Origin of the sequence: Spirosoma validum (genome assembly GCF_014699035.1) — a bacterium.
GTDB lineage: Bacteria > Bacteroidota > Bacteroidia > Cytophagales > Spirosomataceae > Spirosoma > Spirosoma validum.
Map to the genome: position 1 here is coordinate 63,809 of NZ_JACXAA010000009.1, position 15,044 is coordinate 78,852.

The 15,044-nt window shown below is 47.3% G+C and carries 15 protein-coding genes; 2 read left to right on the forward strand and 13 right to left on the reverse strand.

The genetic code is table 11. The annotated features are described in order from the left end of the window. Positions 1 to 71 precede the first annotated feature (71 nt). From IC230_RS22245 to kaiC, 4 genes are read right to left on the reverse strand one after another with little or no spacing between them, the layout of a single operon-like run. Entirely contained in the window at positions 72 to 1,376 is a 1,305-nt protein-coding gene (locus IC230_RS22245) for a sensor histidine kinase (RefSeq protein ID WP_191041269.1), read from the reverse strand. Between the two features lie 4 nt (positions 1,377 to 1,380). Then, positions 1,381 to 1,692, reverse strand: coding sequence for a circadian clock KaiB family protein (locus IC230_RS22250; protein WP_191041270.1), 312 nt, complete (start codon positions 1,690 to 1,692; stop codon positions 1,381 to 1,383). Position 1,693: 1 nt separating this feature from the next. Next, a complete protein-coding gene (locus tag IC230_RS22255; RefSeq protein ID WP_223860777.1) occupies positions 1,694 to 1,999 on the reverse strand; it encodes a circadian clock KaiB family protein in 306 nt (101 codons plus the stop codon). Positions 2,000 to 2,015: 16 nt separating this feature from the next. Then, positions 2,016 to 3,728, reverse strand: coding sequence for a circadian clock protein KaiC (gene kaiC / locus IC230_RS22260; protein ID WP_191041271.1), 1,713 nt, complete (start codon positions 3,726 to 3,728; stop codon positions 2,016 to 2,018). A gap of 290 nt (positions 3,729 to 4,018) precedes the next feature. Here kaiC and IC230_RS22265 point away from each other — a divergent pair, with 290 nt between their 5' ends. Next, entirely contained in the window at positions 4,019 to 5,368 is a 1,350-nt protein-coding gene (locus IC230_RS22265) for a dihydrolipoyl dehydrogenase family protein (protein ID WP_191041272.1), read from the forward strand. A 266-nt stretch (positions 5,369 to 5,634) separates the two neighbouring features. On the opposite strand, the gene IC230_RS22270 is transcribed toward IC230_RS22265, so the two are convergent. The 3 genes from IC230_RS22270 to IC230_RS22280 all read right to left on the reverse strand — a co-directional run bounded on the left by IC230_RS22270 (position 5,635) and on the right by IC230_RS22280 (position 8,077). Beyond that, the gene (locus tag IC230_RS22270; RefSeq protein WP_191041273.1) at positions 5,635 to 5,838 is read right to left on the reverse strand and encodes a hypothetical protein; all 204 of its coding nucleotides are present in this window, start codon (positions 5,836 to 5,838) and stop codon (positions 5,635 to 5,637) included. Between the two features lie 106 nt (positions 5,839 to 5,944). After that, positions 5,945 to 7,309, reverse strand: a complete 1,365-nt coding sequence (locus tag IC230_RS22275) for a sensor histidine kinase (RefSeq protein ID WP_191041475.1) — start codon at positions 7,307 to 7,309, stop codon at positions 5,945 to 5,947. A gap of 90 nt (positions 7,310 to 7,399) precedes the next feature. Further along, positions 7,400 to 8,077: a response regulator transcription factor gene (locus tag IC230_RS22280; RefSeq protein WP_191041274.1), complete on the reverse strand. Its 678-nt coding sequence runs from the start codon at positions 8,075 to 8,077 to the stop codon at positions 7,400 to 7,402. Positions 8,078 to 8,338: 261 nt separating this feature from the next. Between IC230_RS22280 and IC230_RS22285 the strand changes: the two genes are divergently transcribed. Beyond that, positions 8,339 to 8,557, forward strand: coding sequence for a hypothetical protein (locus tag IC230_RS22285; RefSeq protein WP_191041275.1), 219 nt, complete (start codon positions 8,339 to 8,341; stop codon positions 8,555 to 8,557). A 116-nt stretch (positions 8,558 to 8,673) separates the two neighbouring features. Here IC230_RS22285 and IC230_RS22290 read toward each other — a convergent pair whose 3' ends face one another. The 6 genes from IC230_RS22290 to IC230_RS22315 form a co-directional block, all read right to left on the reverse strand. Then, on the reverse strand, positions 8,674 to 10,887 hold the full coding sequence (locus IC230_RS22290; protein WP_191041276.1) for a bifunctional alpha,alpha-trehalose-phosphate synthase (UDP-forming)/trehalose-phosphatase: 2,214 nt from the start codon (positions 10,885 to 10,887) through the stop codon (positions 8,674 to 8,676). 179 nt (positions 10,888 to 11,066) lie between these two features. Then, positions 11,067 to 11,516 (reverse strand): (4Fe-4S)-binding protein, encoded by a 450-nt coding sequence (locus tag IC230_RS22295; RefSeq protein ID WP_191041277.1) that lies wholly within the window; start codon positions 11,514 to 11,516, stop codon positions 11,067 to 11,069. 60 nt (positions 11,517 to 11,576) lie between these two features. Next, complete coding sequence (gene pyrE, locus IC230_RS22300) at positions 11,577 to 12,236, reverse strand: orotate phosphoribosyltransferase (RefSeq protein WP_394355504.1); 660 nt, start codon at positions 12,234 to 12,236, stop codon at positions 11,577 to 11,579. Positions 12,237 to 12,271: 35 nt separating this feature from the next. Beyond that, positions 12,272 to 13,417 carry an aldose epimerase family protein gene (locus tag IC230_RS22305; RefSeq protein ID WP_191041279.1) on the reverse strand — a complete coding sequence of 382 codons (1,146 nt, stop codon included), beginning with the start codon at positions 13,415 to 13,417 and terminating at the stop codon, positions 12,272 to 12,274. A gap of 32 nt (positions 13,418 to 13,449) precedes the next feature. After that, the gene (locus IC230_RS22310) at positions 13,450 to 14,748 is read right to left on the reverse strand and encodes a hemolysin family protein (protein WP_191041280.1); all 1,299 of its coding nucleotides are present in this window, start codon (positions 14,746 to 14,748) and stop codon (positions 13,450 to 13,452) included. A 56-nt stretch (positions 14,749 to 14,804) separates the two neighbouring features. Continuing rightward, positions 14,805 to 15,038 (reverse strand): hypothetical protein, encoded by a 234-nt coding sequence (locus IC230_RS22315; RefSeq protein WP_191041281.1) that lies wholly within the window; start codon positions 15,036 to 15,038, stop codon positions 14,805 to 14,807. Positions 15,039 to 15,044: the final 6 nt, after the last annotated feature.

A 15,044-nucleotide genomic window follows, 5' to 3' on the forward strand; every position in this document is an offset into this window, starting at 1 on the left:
CCCTTTCGTCTTTTTAGATGGTGCGTCGCAGAATTGTCTGTCTGAATAGATGGCCTGCATCGACGGTGAACTCAGATTGGTAAATAAAGACTGAATGTAGCTCCCTGATCGGGCTGACTTTGTGCCATGACAAACCCCCGGTGATTCTCGACAACCTTTCGGACAATTGCTAAACCGATACCGGTTCCCGGGTATTGACCCCGGCCGTGTAATCGCTGGAACGTACCGAAAATACGTTCCGCCTGGTGGGCATCGAACCCGATTCCATTATCGATTACCTGGATTAAACAAAACTGCTCACTGCCGTTTGGTATCTGGAAGCTTTCGGGTAATTCTGATCGGGTTACGTTCTGGCGGCTAAAGTGAATAACGGGCAGCTCGCCAGCTTTCATGAACTTGATCGAATTTGTCAATAAGTTCTGAAATACCTGTGCTAACTGACTGGCATCACCAGGAATCTGGCCTAAGGGAGAGACGTGTATCGTCGCTCCCGTCTCCTGAATAATCAGCTCCAGAACGCCTAATACGTCACTAACGATCCGATCTAAATTTTGTAATTGAAAGGCTTCCGTTGGGATCGTCAGACGTGAATAGGTTAGCAGATCCCGGATAAGGGCTGACATTCGGACAGCAGCGGATTCCATCCGGTTAACAAAATCAATACCCTCCTGGCCCAGTTCTGTTTCATAACTGGCTTTCAATAAATTACTAAACTGCTGAATCTTACGGAGCGGCTCCTGCAGATCATGGCTGGCTACGTACGCGAACTGCTGTAGGTTATCATTGGATCGGTTCAGCGCATAGTTACTTGTTTCCAATGCGGAATTCAGTTGAACCAACCGGTCGTTATTCGACCTCAATAACTGCTGAGTTTCTTTCTGCGCTGTCAGGTCGGTTAAGATAATACTTAGGCAATGGCCTTCGTCGAGCGCCAGGGGAGTGGCCGAAAGCAGGCAGGCGACCTGTCCACCGTCCTGGGTCAAGGTCATTTCGCTCTTACTGGATGAACGCCAGCTCTCCTGGAAAAAAGTCGCGTAGCGTTCCTGACAGTTGGAGGTAATAAATGTACTGAACGCTGTACCGATCACTTTTGCCAAGGGTAGACCTACGATAGACGCAAACATCGAATTGCCGTATAAAACAAGCCCTTGTTCATTGAGCGTTACGGCGCCTTCGTGCATGGTTTCAATGAAAACACGGTACGTCTGGTCCGCCGTTTTCAGCGTATAGAGCTCATGGCCATCCTCTCCATGAACAACCAGTGCATCAACCTGACCCGTCCGAATGGCATGGATAGTTTCGGTAGCTTCCTCTAACTGGATACGCAACTGCTCATTTTCGGCTACTAGTTGCTCGTATGTTTTCGTCGGGCTCATCAACCTATAATCCTAATCCAGTAAGTACGTGCTGGGTATCCGACATGTCACCAATCAATCGACGCCTGGGTAAGGGTGAGTACTTGATAAGCATTGGTAACGCAATGATTTGTTCCTGTTCGGCAATTTGTTTTTGTTGGTGCACATCAACGATTTCCAGCGAGTAACGATCTGCCAAGTAGGTGTCGCAGATCTGTTTTATATTCGTGATGGCCCGAATCGAATTGCTCGAGGCACCCGTGACAAATAGACGTAGTATATACGGCTCTTCATCGCCATCCAGATTCAAATCACCTATCGTAGATGGCTCTATCATCTTATTTTTTCGTCGAACGAATATCTAATCCTACTAACACTTTTTCTTCATTCGACAGATCCCCGATAATTTTACGAATGGGTTCCGGGACTTTTTTTACCAGTGTCGGTACCGCCAGAATCTGGTCGCCAGCGGCTAGTTGTGGTTTGGTTAACAAATCAATTACTTCTATAACGTAACGATCCTTCAAGTGTTCTTCGCAATACCGCTTTAAATTGGCCAGGGCCGTAACGGACTTGGCTGTTTTTCCGGCAATATATAGCCGTAACTCCCAAATGTCTTTTTCTTCATTCATCACTGCATGCATCAAGGGGGTGAGCTACTTATTGATCATTATGCCGATTCCGGATGATCTGCTCCCGGTTCCGTTCCATAATCGCCTGGCGCAGTTCTTCATCAACAAACGCTTTATTTAATTCTTCCTGCACCGACTCGAACTCTTCCCGCAGACTGGCAATTTTAGATTCCAGCACCAGCCGTTTTCGCTCGACCTCCCGATCTTTACGCGTAACAGCATGATCACGTAAGGCTACACCGGTTGCCTCCTGCAACTGCTGGGCTTCCCGAGCTGATCCGATCAATACGCCCTCGGCGCCTAAATAGACGTCAACCAGTTCCAGGCCTTCGTTCGTGATGACAAACTCCCGGACCTGATTCGAATGCTTCATGCCCCGCGATTTCATGATATACATTCCCCGGTTACGTTCGCCATTGGACTCAATATCCCGCACTAACAGCCAGGCATCTACCAACGATGAGACGCCTTCGTCGGTTTGCTCGCCGACAACTGTGTTCATTGACAAAGCCGTAAACACAACCGTAATCTGCTCGGCTTGCAGAAAGTCAATCAGGCGCATCAGCATCGAGCGAACCTCACTGATTGAGCCAACCGTGATCAGGTTTGTGATCGGGTCGACAACAACGACCTGCGGCTTAAATTCCCGAATGAGCTTATGAATGGTGACCAGGTGCATTTCCAATCCATTGAGCGTTGGTCGGGAAGCATGAAACTGGAGCAACCCTGCATCAATATGTACCTGAAGATCAAAACCAATCGACCGCATATTCCGGACAATCTGATTCGGAGATTCTTCAAACGCAAAGTAGATACAGCGTTCGCCACGTTGACAGGTTGCCTGGGCAAAACTGCCCGCAATGCTGGTTTTGCCGGTTCCGGCCGTTCCGGATACCAGAATGCTGCTGCCTCTATAAAAGCCTTTTCCTTCCAGCATTTTATCCAGCGACGGAATGCCTGATGAGATCCGTTCAGTCGTAACCGCATGATCGAGTGTCAGCGACGTAACGGGGAGAACGGAAAGCCCGTCTTCATCAATCAGGAATGGATATTCGTTGGTGCCGTGGGCTGACCCCCGGTATTTGACGATCCGTAATAATCGGGTTGAAATCTGATTGTTTATTCGGTGATCCAGCAGAATGACGCAGTCTGATACGTATTCCTCAAGACCATTCCGGGTTAATGTACCTTCTCCCTTTTCGCCGGTAATGATGGTCGTTACTCCTTTTTCTTTCAGCCAGTTAAAAAGCCGCCTGATTTCACTACGGAGGATACCCTCGTTGTTGAGGTTCGCGAATAGGTTTTCGATCGTGTCCAACACCACTCGTTTCGCCCCGATGCTGTCGATTGCATACCCCAATCGAATAAAAAGTCCTTCCAGATCGTACTCGCCGGTTTCTTCGATTTCGTTGCGGTCAATATGGACGTAATCGAGTTTGATACGTTCATCTTTCTGAAGCTGATCCAGGTCAAACCCGAGTGACGCTACGTTGGCTGCCAGTTCTTCTGTTTTTTCTTCAAAGGCCATAAACACCCCCGGCTCATTGAACTCGATAGCCCCCCGGACAATAAACTCAATAGAAAACAAGGTTTTTCCGCAGCCTGTGCCCCCACATATTAGGGTCGGGCGACCTTTAGGTAAGCCACCGCCAGTTATCTCATCTAAGCCAGGAATACCGGTGGGAGATTTAAGTAATGAAGGAAGAGAAGATTTGATTTGCTTTGAGGAGTTTAAACTCATTTACAGTCAGAATTTTCAAAACTAGTCTATAAAGACAAGCAGGCAGCTAGTTTAAATTACCTTATTAAGTTTATTCAAACAGCTATTTAGTAGTCAAATGTACAGAGAAGGGTTAAATATACGAATAAGTTTATGAGTGCTTACGTGCGTACTTAATTCAATCCCCGTTGTCCTTAAAATTAGCCGCTTGTCTTATTGTCTGTATATTTTAATACAAACTTCTCTCCGTATTGCAGACCTAATCAACTTTCAATAGTTATGGATATACATTCACTACGTTGTTATTTAGTATGCAGTTATTCGACCTCATTGTTATTGGTACCGGATCGGCCGGAAAAACGGTCGCTGAAAAGGGTCGTGAGGCTGGAAAGTCTGTGGCCATCATTGATAAATTACCCTTCGGGGGTACGTGCTCACAACGCGGCTGCGACCCTAAAAAAGTGCTGGTAGGAGCCGCTGAACTTGTTGCCCGGTCGGAACAGATGCTTGGAAAAGGAATCAACGCCAAAGCGAGCATCAATTGGGCTGATCTGATGCGGTTTAAGAAAACATTTACGGACCCAATACCGGAAAACACGGAAGAAAAATTTGCGGGTCAGGGCATGACTATGTTTCACGGTGCCGCTACGTTTCTGTCGCCAAATTCCATCCGGGTTGGCGATGACGAGCTGCAGGCAGCGTATATTGTTATTGCTACGGGGCAACGCCCGCAACCGCTGAACATTCCGGGCGAGAACTTGCTGACCGACAGCACGGGCTTTCTGGAGTTGCCCGAACTCCCTCATGAAATTATCATGATTGGAGGTGGATATATTGCTTTTGAGTTTGCCCACATTGCTGCCCGCGCAGGATCGAAAGTAACGATTCTTCATCAGGGCAAACGTCCGCTGGAGGGCTTTGATGCCGATCTGGTTGATCTATTGGTGAAAGCCATGCGGGCTATCGGTATTTTTATTGTGCTTGAAGCAAAAGTAACGGCTGTGGAAGATGAACCCGGTACGTTAGCCGTTCAATATGAGCGCGATGGAGCAAGCCATACAGCAACGGCAAATCTGGTTGTTCATGCCGCTGGTCGGGTAGCTGACGTAGCGGAGCTTGCCCTGGAAAAGGGAAATGTTGATATGGGGAAGAAGGGTGTGACGGTTAATGAATTTCTGCAAAGTGTATCAAATCCGATGGTATATGCGTGTGGCGATGTAGCCGACAAAGGCTTACCGCTTACTCCGCTGGCATCCTATGATGGACGCATCGTCGCAGAAAACATTCTGAAAGGCAATCGGCGAACTTTTTCAAATGATCCAATTCCAACAGCGGTATTTACGGTGCCACCTCTGGCCTCTATTGGCTTAAACGAAGAGCAGGCTCGTGAACAGGGACGTAACGTACACGTAACCTTTCAGGAAACGGCCGACTGGTACGTTAGCCGACGGATCAATGAGCCATTTACGGGATTTAAAACCATTGTTGACAAAGAAACGGATCAGATTTTAGGAGCGCACCTATTAGGTTCGGGTTTTGACGAAGTGATTAATTTGTTCACACTGGCTATGAAACACGGTATTACCGCTAAAGAGCTGGGAGATACGTTGTTTGCCTATCCGACCCACGCATCTGACCTAAAGTCGATGTTGACCGATTGAGTCGAATAAAAAACCGCTATCAGAGATCTGGCTCCGATAGCGGTAAAGACATATTCAACTACGAAAAAAGTAATTACTGTTTAAGCGGGTACTCGATAAAGTTGATGCAAAATGCAACATAGAGTTAAGAAGCGGCTTAAGGATTTATTAGAATTGTCTTAGAAAAAACCCAGGGTGTACTAAGCGCGTTTACCTGTTCTGCAACTATTGAAAGCTTACGTAGCGCAAAAACATAATGCGTCAGTTGTCGTCAAATTTGATTTGCGTTAACGTAGCAAGCCCGGAATATCAACCAGCCAGGCAATCAGGAGAGTTAGCAAGAAAAACGCACTCATCAACAAAACAAGCCAATCGGGTTTGGGCGGTTCATCATCGAATGAGTCCGTCATTTTATTTCGTTTCGGATTCAGACCGACGCGAATCGGTGGTAGAGACGAGGAATAAAAGTTGAGCGATTTCTCGTTGGTCATAGCAATGGAATTGGAACACAGAAATCCGTTACGGTATAATCAAAGGTGACATACCCAACTTAGGATTCACTGAAAAATTCCTTAGAATCTGCTTAGATTAATAATGTCAACGGGGTATCTCGATCTGAAAAACCGTAGGGCTACCATCCTTTGAACGAACGTCGATACGTCCTCTGTGCAACCGGATGATGCGTTCAACCAGCGATAAGCCTACGCCGTAGCCGCGTACATCGGCCGTTTGGCGACTTCGGAAAAAAGGTTCAAAAATATACGGCAGGTCTGTAAGTGGAATCGGTTTTCCGTTGTTCTCAACGCTGATTTTCAGCCTATCCCGATCAAACGTAACGTGTACCAAAGCCTGGCCATCATCAGAGAATTTGCAGGCATTTTCCGTCAGGTTTTTCAAGGCTGTTGTCAACAGTGTTTTGTTTCCCCGAACAGTCAACTGGTCAGGATCGTCGGGTAGGGGACCGAAGCCTACCACTACCTGGTATCGTGAGTTGATCCCGTTGACATTGTCGCGAATATCCCAGACAAGTTCGTCCATGCGAACAACGTCCGTAAGCAACCCGACAGCATCGTCCTGACTTACCTGCGAAAGTTGTAATAACTCGTGAGTAAGATTTGATAGATCCCGCACATCATCCAATACCGAACGAATCGTTTGTCGGTAGGCTTCGGGCTCTCGCTGATTCAGAAGGCTGACTTCGAGCTGCGAACTGATCTGGGTAAGTGGGTTTTTCAATTCGTGCGATACGTTGGCTACAAACATGCGCTGTAACCGAAACGATTCGGCAATACGGTCCAGTAAGCGATTGATCGTTACGGATAATCGGCGAATCTCGTCGTCGTCTCTGTCAATGAGTAATCGTTCATCCCGATTATGCGGGAATATATTACTGACGGTTCGGTCGATCTGCTGCATCGGACGTAGCGCGTCACCGGCAAAGAACCAGCCAGAAAACGCCGTGATCCCCGCAATCAGGCAAAACAAGCCCATCAACGACCATAATAGGTTACGTAAAAACTCATCGCCATAAACGTTCACGGCACTGGCTACTACGACATACTGGCCTGATGCGGTCATGAACCGAATACCCGTTACGTAGTAGCTACCCTGCTGAAAATCTTTTCGTTTGTTTTTCCGAATGCTTGCCAATACGGACTTGGGTATCGTTAAGAGCAACGTATCGTTCGAAGTGAAAATGGCAGAATCCCGATTGTCGAACGCCATAATTTTCTGGTTCGGTAACTGGTCTTTCCGAATACGACCCAGTTGCCGGATAAGCTGTGCATCCAGCCGATGCCGAATCAACATCTCACCCGCTGTATTCGCCTTCCGGTCAAGCCGCCGGTAAAAGTCTAACGAAATAAAATACCAGCAGAAGGCATAGATGCTCACAAAGGCCAGCAGCAAAATGCTGGAAACCAAGCCTGTGAAACGTAACGTCAGCCGATTGCGAATGGTCATGGCGAAGTATGGCATGGGGCAAAGGGGGGTGGGCAGAGGGCATGGACCATAGTTTTAACCCTCTGCCCAACCCCCTTTGCCCCATGCCCTTTATTCCTCTTTAAAAATATAGCCCATGCCGAAGTGGGTATGAATCAGTTTTTTTGGGAAACCTCGGTCCATTTTTTTGCGGAGATAGTTGATGTACACTTCCACTACGTTCGTGTTTGTGTCGAAATTCTGATCCCATACATGCTCGGCAATGGCGGGTTTCGACAAAACTCGACCCTGGTTGCGCATCAGAAACTCTAGCAGCGCAAACTCGCGGGCAGTCAGGTCAATCGGCTGGCCATCGCGCGTAACGGTTTTGGCATCCAGATTCATCTCAACTCCTCCATATCGTAACATCTGAAACGTCATAGCTACCTGCGTACCTCGTTTCGTCAGCGCCCGTACCCGAGCCAGCAGTTCAGAAAATTGGAATGGTTTCGTCAGATACTGGTCGGCACCGGAGTCGAAACCTGAAATTTTATCGTCTACTTCGCCCATCGCTGTCAGTAACAAAATAGGCGTTGTCAATCCCTCCGAACGTAATTGTCGACAAAGTTCAAACCCATTCAGCCCCGGTATGATTACGTCGGTGATGATGGCCGCGTAGTTGTTCTTCAGGGCCAGCCGTCTGGCAATCAGTCCGTCGTAGGCAATGTCTACCTCAAACTGACTTTCTTCCAGACCCTGCTGGATAGCTTGCAGCGTTTTGGGTTCATCTTCAACGACCAGGAGTTTCATGGTAAGGCGTACGTATTGTGTGTAGAATGCAATGAGTAAATCAAGGTAATAACACCATAAAGTAGTTCTGGTTATCAACTCGTTTGTATGCGACGTGAATTTCGGTATCTAATGAAATTCTAAGGTTTCGTTAAGTTCTTCCTTATTACTCGACCCTACTTTGCCGGAAATGAGCATGTTGGTAAATGCTTCCGTTAATAACTGACTTGAGTCGATGATACGTAACAGGATCACCGGCTGTGGTCATAAACCAGCAAATCCATGGCTGTTTTCTTCATTGCGACCATCGTTATTAGTATAGTAGGGGGTATGAGTTATTTTACGAGCGCCTGGTTTGGATGCCAATCATCTGGCACCGGCCTGTTACCTCCTCATTACAGGAAATTGATGGATCGGTTCGAAAAGAAAAAAGAAATTGAGCGGCTTAATTCATCAGCTAAACCGCGAATCAAGTCCTACTCCGACGAAACCGTAAAGTAAAGTTGACCACAGAGTCATAAAGAACACTTTTGGTTAAGGCGTTATTTTCAGTGAGGTCAGGTTCTTAAACCTGACCTCACGAGTGTAACAGACTCCGTGTTCGCTGTTCTACTAAACTAAATAGCCTGGGTAGCTTCATCGATACGTTGCAAAAGTATCTCTACGTCCTGCTGTCGCGCCAGTCGGTAGCGGGCAAAGGACATCCCGGCGCCAACTTTCAAAGTATAAGCCCAGTTGGGCAACTGGCGAAACATATCTTCGTCGGTAGTATCATCGCCAATACTGACAATAAAATCATAGGCCGCCTGTTCATAGAGTTTTTGGGCGATGGTGCCCTTGCTATGGTGTGCCGTTTTAACTTCGATTACTTTACTGCCCTGAATAACAGTTAGTTTGGTTGATGTGGGCGTGCTACGTAAGCGAGTCGCCAACTCAACCGCTTTGCCTTCGATGTCGTCGTTCTGGACCATACGGTAATGCCAGGCAATGGCGGTTTCTTTTTCTTCAACAAATGAGCAGGTGTGAGCGTCACTGTATTCATTCATCGTTGCCCGAATCGGCTCAACCCAGCTTTGATCCTCCAGATCAAGTTGCTGCCAGTCCTGATCGGCTTTCTTACTAAAAGCACCATGTTCGGCAACCAGCGTAACAGGTAAATCCGTAAATGTACTGGACAGAAAAGCCCGGTCCCGTCCGCTGATAATAACCAGATCGCTGTTTTGGGCTAACCGGCGCAAAACAGGTCGTAAGGTTGTTGACAGATAGGCCTGAGCGGGATCGTCGACGAGTGGAGACAACGTACCGTCAAAATCAAGCAGCAACAGCCGGCGGGTAGCGTTTGAATAAGCTTCGATAAAAGACTCAACGGGTAAGCTTGTTTCCAGCACTGGCTTCTCTGACTGTTGGCCAAAAGCAGCCAGAAAATTATGACTCCACCGAAATACGTTATGATTCTGTATGTGCTGACGCATCGGTTTCAGGCGTCGTGCCTGTTCGTCGGGAGCCATTTCCAGAGCCTCTTTTATCGCCGATGCGACTTCCTGCGTATCCGTTGGATTAATAATTAGCGCATCCGCTAATTCCTGAGCCGCTCCCGCCAGTTCGCTCAAAATTAGTACGCCCTGATTGTCCCGGCGGCTGGCGATAAACTCTTTACAGACCAGATTCATCCCGTCGCGAATGGGGGTGATGAGTGCTACGTCGCAGCCTGTGTAAAAGGCTAGCAACTCGGTAAAGGTCAGTGATAAGTAAGAATAGATGACAGGCGTCCAGCCGACTGTACCAAATAAGCCATTGATACGTCCGACGGTTTCTTCAATTTCTCGTTTAATCTCCTGATAGTGACTGATTTTATCACGAGAAGGTACTACCGTCATAACAAACGTAACCCTGCCGTGCCAGTTAGCGTTCTGGGTCAGGAATCGCTCGTATCCCTGAAGTCGATACGTAATTCCTTTGGCGTAGTCTAATCGGTCAACTGAAAAAATAATCTTATTCTGCCGCAGAAGTTGCTGATTCTGTTTTCGGATTTTTGCAACAGCCTTACTTTGGCTGGCTTCATCAAACTTTGTGAAATCAATACTGATCGGGAAGTCACCAACTAAAACCGAGCGATTATCCAGTACGACTCGCTGATTAATGATCGGCAGTCCTAATACGTCAGATACGTTCTGGAGAAAATGCTGTACGTAGTCAGCCGTATGAAAACCAACGACGTCCGAGCCTAGAATGCCATCGAGTAAGGCCTGCCGCCAGACCCGTGGCAGCAGTTTGAAAATCTCATACGTTGGAAAGGGAATGTGAAAGAAGTAGCCGATGGTGGCATCCGGTATATCGTTTCGAACCAGGCCGGGTAGTAACATCAACTGCGAATCATGAATCCAGACCAGATCGCCAGGCTCCATAATTGACGTAACTTCTTCCAGAAAGTGGGTATTTACCTGCTGATAGGCATCGAAGTAACTTTCCTGGAACGTAGCGTATGAGGGAAAATAGTGGAAGAGCGGCCAGATTAAATCGTTGCAAAAGCCTTCATAAAATGCTTGATGCACGTCATCATCCACGAAAACCGGATGCGCTACAAAGTGCTCGTTCTCAAAGGCCGACTGGTGAATGTCTTTCAGATTGTTGTCGCAATGACCAATCCAGTGAATCTTGGGAGCATTGCCATCGGAAGCTTTCCCCATTTGCTCCGCCATTGACAGAACAGCTGACACAAGTCCGCCTGAGTTCTGAAAAAGAGTAATTCCCTCTTGTGTTTTTTTGATACTGAATGGTAATCGATAGGCTACAATAATTAGTCGTTTAAACGTTCCGTCAAGATTGCTCATGTAGTTTTTGTGCTCTGCAGAGCCTGGTACTACCACAAAAGACGAGCCATTGGCTTAAAATGGCCTTAAGCAATTCTTAGAAAGTTCTTAGAAACGAGTCTGCAGGAACCGGAGACTCGTGCACAATCGGTTACGTATTAACCAATAGTAATTCGATACAAATGCCCAGCATTATCACATCACCCTACAAACCCTACTTTCAAATGTGAACCGTCGCAATACGGTTTATTGCTGCTGGCACCGCACCGGCAAAAAGCCGTGACTTTGTTTTTCTGAGTCTCATGTCCCTCGGCATCTTTCACGCGGAGGTTGCCATACACCAATAGCGGACCGTTAGGAACAGGTTCAACCAGACTTTCTGCCTGAACAGTTTCCGGTTGCTGAGGTTCTTCGTTTCGAAAATAGCTTAATGCACCCGATGGGCAACGATCTACCTGTTCGGCGATACGTTGGGTAGAAGCTCCCGCCATATTCACCCACGGACGCTTCTTTGGATTGAATACCTCAATCAACTGCGTCCAGCAGACTTTCGAATGAACGCAGACGTTCGGTTTCCAGACTACCGTAATTTCGCCGTTCGTGTAGGTTTTGGTAATGTCTGGTGCTGGATTTTGTGCCCCTTCGCTCATAAGCAATTATAAGTCTTTTTTGCGATTGCACCGGGCCTAAACCCAGTGCAATCTAGAATTTTACTTACCCCACTCAGACGGATTTTGTCGCCAGGCAGCGAGCGAGTCGAGCGCTTCAGCGGGAATATAATTAAGTGTCTGAGCTTCGGTTAACAACGTATCGTAATTGCTGAGACAAACCAGTGGAACGTTCTTAGCTGCAAAATTTTGGTCGGCTAGTGGAAACCCATACGTGAAAATAGCGGCCATGCCTACTACCTCAGCTCCAGCCGCACGTAATGCATCGACCACTTTGAGCGAACTTCCACCCGTAGAAATCAAATCTTCAATGACAACGACGCGTTGCCGACCCGTCGGACCGTCCACTGCCAGATGGCCTTCAATCTGCTTGCCCATACCGTGAGCTTTGGGTTCAGGACGAACGTAGCAGTAGGGGAGGCTTAAGGCATCAGCCACCAAAGCGCCCTGTGGGATACCCGCCGTAGCCACGCCCGCAATCACTTCGACGGACGGAAATTGCTGCTGAATCGCATCGGCCAGCGCGTTTTTGATAAAGCTACGAACCTCGGGGTGAGCTAACGTAACGCGGTTATCGCAATAGATAGGGGACTTCCAACCGGAACTCCAGGTAAACGGCTCACTAGGGCGGAGCCGGACAGCCTGCACAGCCAGCAGATGCCGCGCTACGGTTTGTTGAACAGATAAAGAATCCACAGAGATATGAAAAGTGATGCCCCAAAAATAAGCAGCTATCCCTACTTCACCGAAAATTTATAGACTGTTGTGCTTTTATACGTATCGCCCGGACGTAATACCGTAGTTGGGAAATCGGGTTTGTTCGGCGAATCCGGGAAATGTTGTGTTTCGAGGCAAAGCCCAAAGCGACTTGTATAGGGCACACCACCAATGCCGGTTAACTTACCATTCAGGTTATTGGCGGTGTAAAGCTGTACAGCGGGTTCAGTCGTGTACATTTCCATAAACCGGCCACTAGCTGACTCGTAAACGGTAGCACCTAACTTCAGGGATTTAGATTTGTCTGTAAATACCCAGCAATGATCATACCCTTTGCCATACTTGATCTGCGTATCGTTGGGATCATTGATGTGGGCACTAACAAGCGTTGGTTTTAAGAAATCAAAAGGGGTTCCGGCTACTGGTTTTAACTCACCTGTCGGGATTTGCTTCTCATCCGTGGGCAGGAATTTGTCGGCTTTAATCATCACCTCGTGGTCCAGAATGTCCCGTTTCAGGCCGCTGAGATTAAAATAAGCGTGGTTGGTCAGATTAATAACCGTAGCCTTATCCGTAGTGGCTTTGTAGTCGATACGTAGCGCGTTGTCTTTTTGAAGCGTATACCGAACCTCTACGTTTAGATTACCAGGGAAACCTTCCTCTCCATCTTTAGACAGGTAAGTTAAAATCAAGACTGGCTCTTTCCCGTCATTGGTCGTAGCCTTCCAGATTTGTTTGTCGAAACCTTTAGGGCCGCCGTGGAGGGTGTTTCCGTTATTATTCGCCGGTAAGGTGTATTCCTGCCCGTCAAGTGTAAATTTCGCGTTTCCGATACGATTGCCAAATCGCCCGATAATGGGTCCCAGGCTGGGAGTGCCTTTGGCATAATCGCTGAAAGACGGTAAACCGAGTATTACATCTTCCTGCTTGCCAGCCTTATTGGGAGCGGTCAATGAGACGATGTAGCCCCCATAATTGGTGATTTTTGCCACCATACCATTGGCATTTTGAAGCGTAAACAAATCGGCTTCACGGCCGTCGGGAAACGTACCAAACAACGTTTTTGTAATTCCAGCTTTAGATTCTGATACGTTCAGGTTTGAGTCAGGCTTTGAGGTCATACTGCTTAAGAGTAGTAAGGGTAGGGCAAACAGCGTAATTTTCATGAAAAGTCAGTTAGTAACGACGGCAGCTGACTTTATTCTCTGTTAAGGTGCACTTTCACAGTGTCAATCCGGCTACCGTCCATGGAGACGATTGTAAAGGTAAAGGGAGAAAGTTCGATAATCTCACCAACCTGAGGTACATCTTCATTCGTTGCCAATATCAAACCGCCAAGCGTATCATACCGGGCTGACGGCTGATCGCCTATGGGGATGTTCCATCCGTAGGTTTTGTTGAGGTCCTCGATTTCGTGTCGGCCACTCAGCAGCCAGGTACGTTCATCGAGCTGCTGCTCAACCCAGTCTTCGTTGGTATCATACTCGTCCTGAATTTCCCCAAAAATCTGTTCAACCATATCTTCTACGCTCACAATGCCGGCCGTACCTCCAAATTCATCGACCACCAGCGCCAGGCTCTTCCGTTCAGACAGGAAACGTAACAGTAGATCCTGTGCGGGCATTGTTTCCGGGACGACGATAATTGGCGTAATGATTTCCTCAACCGTTGCTGGTTTCTTAAACAGCGCCAATGCATGACAGTAGCCGATAACATCGTCAATCGTGTCGCGATAGACAACAATTTTAGAATGTCCGCTATCCTGAAACGCCTGTCTTAATTCCTCAACCGTATCGTCGACAGCGATGGCTGCAATTTCGGTTCGGGGTACCAGGCAGTCGCGAACTCTTACATCACGGAACTCGATTGCGTTGTTGAAAATCTGCGTATCTACGTCAACGGTTTCTTCCGTATCCGTCTTCTGATTATTTAAATGCTGAAGGTATTGGTTTAAATCCGTGATACCGAACACCGGCCGAATCTCAGGATTTTTCTTTCCAAATACGTATCGAATAAAGAAACGCGCTGTTCCCACCAACAACCGAACAACGGGAGCAATGGCTTTGTAAATAACCCATAAAGGCACAGCCAGATTCTCCAGAAACCGGTCGGGATGAATCAAAGCAAGGCTTTTGGGAATGTAGTCGGCTAATGGTAAAAAAATGACCGTTAGAATCAACGTTTCGATAGCAATCGACACCGCTTCATGCGTTACCCACGTAGCAGGCAAGATAGTGGCTAAGAGCGGATTTAGAACCGTTACGCCCAACACAGCATAGAGCACCAGAAAGAGCGTATTGCCCGTTAGCGTTGTGCCGACAAACAAAATCGGGTTTTTTATGAAGCCCGACACCAATTTTTCCCCCAAAGGCCCCTGTTTACTATGAAGTTCAAAATACAGCCGGTTAACCGATACGTATGCCATCTCAACCGCCGAAAAAAAACCAGCAAGCACCAGAGCAAGTAAAGCACCGAATAAAAGGACGTAAGGTTCCATAGTTAATGAAGACTAAAGCATGAAGAGCATAGAATTAGTTCTATGCTCTTCATGCTTCATTTCTTTTTCTTCTTTCGGTCTTCTACCATTTGTTTAATGGTAGGCGAAACGGCTTTCTCCCGTTCGAGCCGTTTGTTCTTAAAATATTGAAAGGCCAGTAAAAATCCTAAACACAGCATCAAGAGCCAATAACTATCGGCAAACGTCGTGCGTTGGTACTCGGCAATCCAAAGAATCAGAAAGCCAGCCGCGGCTGAAAGAAGCAGAATGTCAGAAAGCTTTAATTTCATTACGTA

Excerpts from the sequence above, each read along its gene's own strand:
- IC230_RS22280 (WP_191041274.1), bottom strand. The coding sequence starts at position 8,077 with ATGAAACTCCTGGTCGTTGAAGATGAACCCAAAACGCTGCAAGCTATC.
- IC230_RS22315 (WP_191041281.1), bottom strand. The coding sequence starts at position 15,038 with ATGAAATTAAAGCTTTCTGACATTCTGCTTCTTTCAGCCGCGGCTGGC.
- IC230_RS22275 (WP_191041475.1), bottom strand. The coding sequence starts at position 7,309 with ATGACCATTCGCAATCGGCTGACGTTACGTTTCACAGGCTTGGTTTCC.
- IC230_RS22295 (WP_191041277.1), bottom strand. The coding sequence starts at position 11,516 with ATGAGCGAAGGGGCACAAAATCCAGCACCAGACATTACCAAAACCTAC.
- IC230_RS22305 (WP_191041279.1), bottom strand. The coding sequence starts at position 13,417 with ATGAAAATTACGCTGTTTGCCCTACCCTTACTACTCTTAAGCAGTATG.
- IC230_RS22255 (WP_223860777.1), bottom strand. The coding sequence starts at position 1,999 with ATGCATGCAGTGATGAATGAAGAAAAAGACATTTGGGAGTTACGGCTA.
- IC230_RS22270 (WP_191041273.1), bottom strand. The coding sequence starts at position 5,838 with ATGACCAACGAGAAATCGCTCAACTTTTATTCCTCGTCTCTACCACCG.
- IC230_RS22290 (WP_191041276.1), bottom strand. The coding sequence starts at position 10,887 with ATGAGCAATCTTGACGGAACGTTTAAACGACTAATTATTGTAGCCTAT.
- IC230_RS22265 (WP_191041272.1), top strand. The coding sequence starts at position 4,019 with ATGCAGTTATTCGACCTCATTGTTATTGGTACCGGATCGGCCGGAAAA.
- IC230_RS22245 (WP_191041269.1), bottom strand. The coding sequence starts at position 1,376 with ATGAGCCCGACGAAAACATACGAGCAACTAGTAGCCGAAAATGAGCAG.
- IC230_RS22310 (WP_191041280.1), bottom strand. The coding sequence starts at position 14,748 with ATGGAACCTTACGTCCTTTTATTCGGTGCTTTACTTGCTCTGGTGCTT.
- kaiC (WP_191041271.1), bottom strand. The coding sequence starts at position 3,728 with ATGAGTTTAAACTCCTCAAAGCAAATCAAATCTTCTCTTCCTTCATTA.
- IC230_RS22285 (WP_191041275.1), top strand. The coding sequence starts at position 8,339 with ATGGCTGTTTTCTTCATTGCGACCATCGTTATTAGTATAGTAGGGGGT.
- IC230_RS22250 (WP_191041270.1), bottom strand. The coding sequence starts at position 1,692 with ATGATAGAGCCATCTACGATAGGTGATTTGAATCTGGATGGCGATGAA.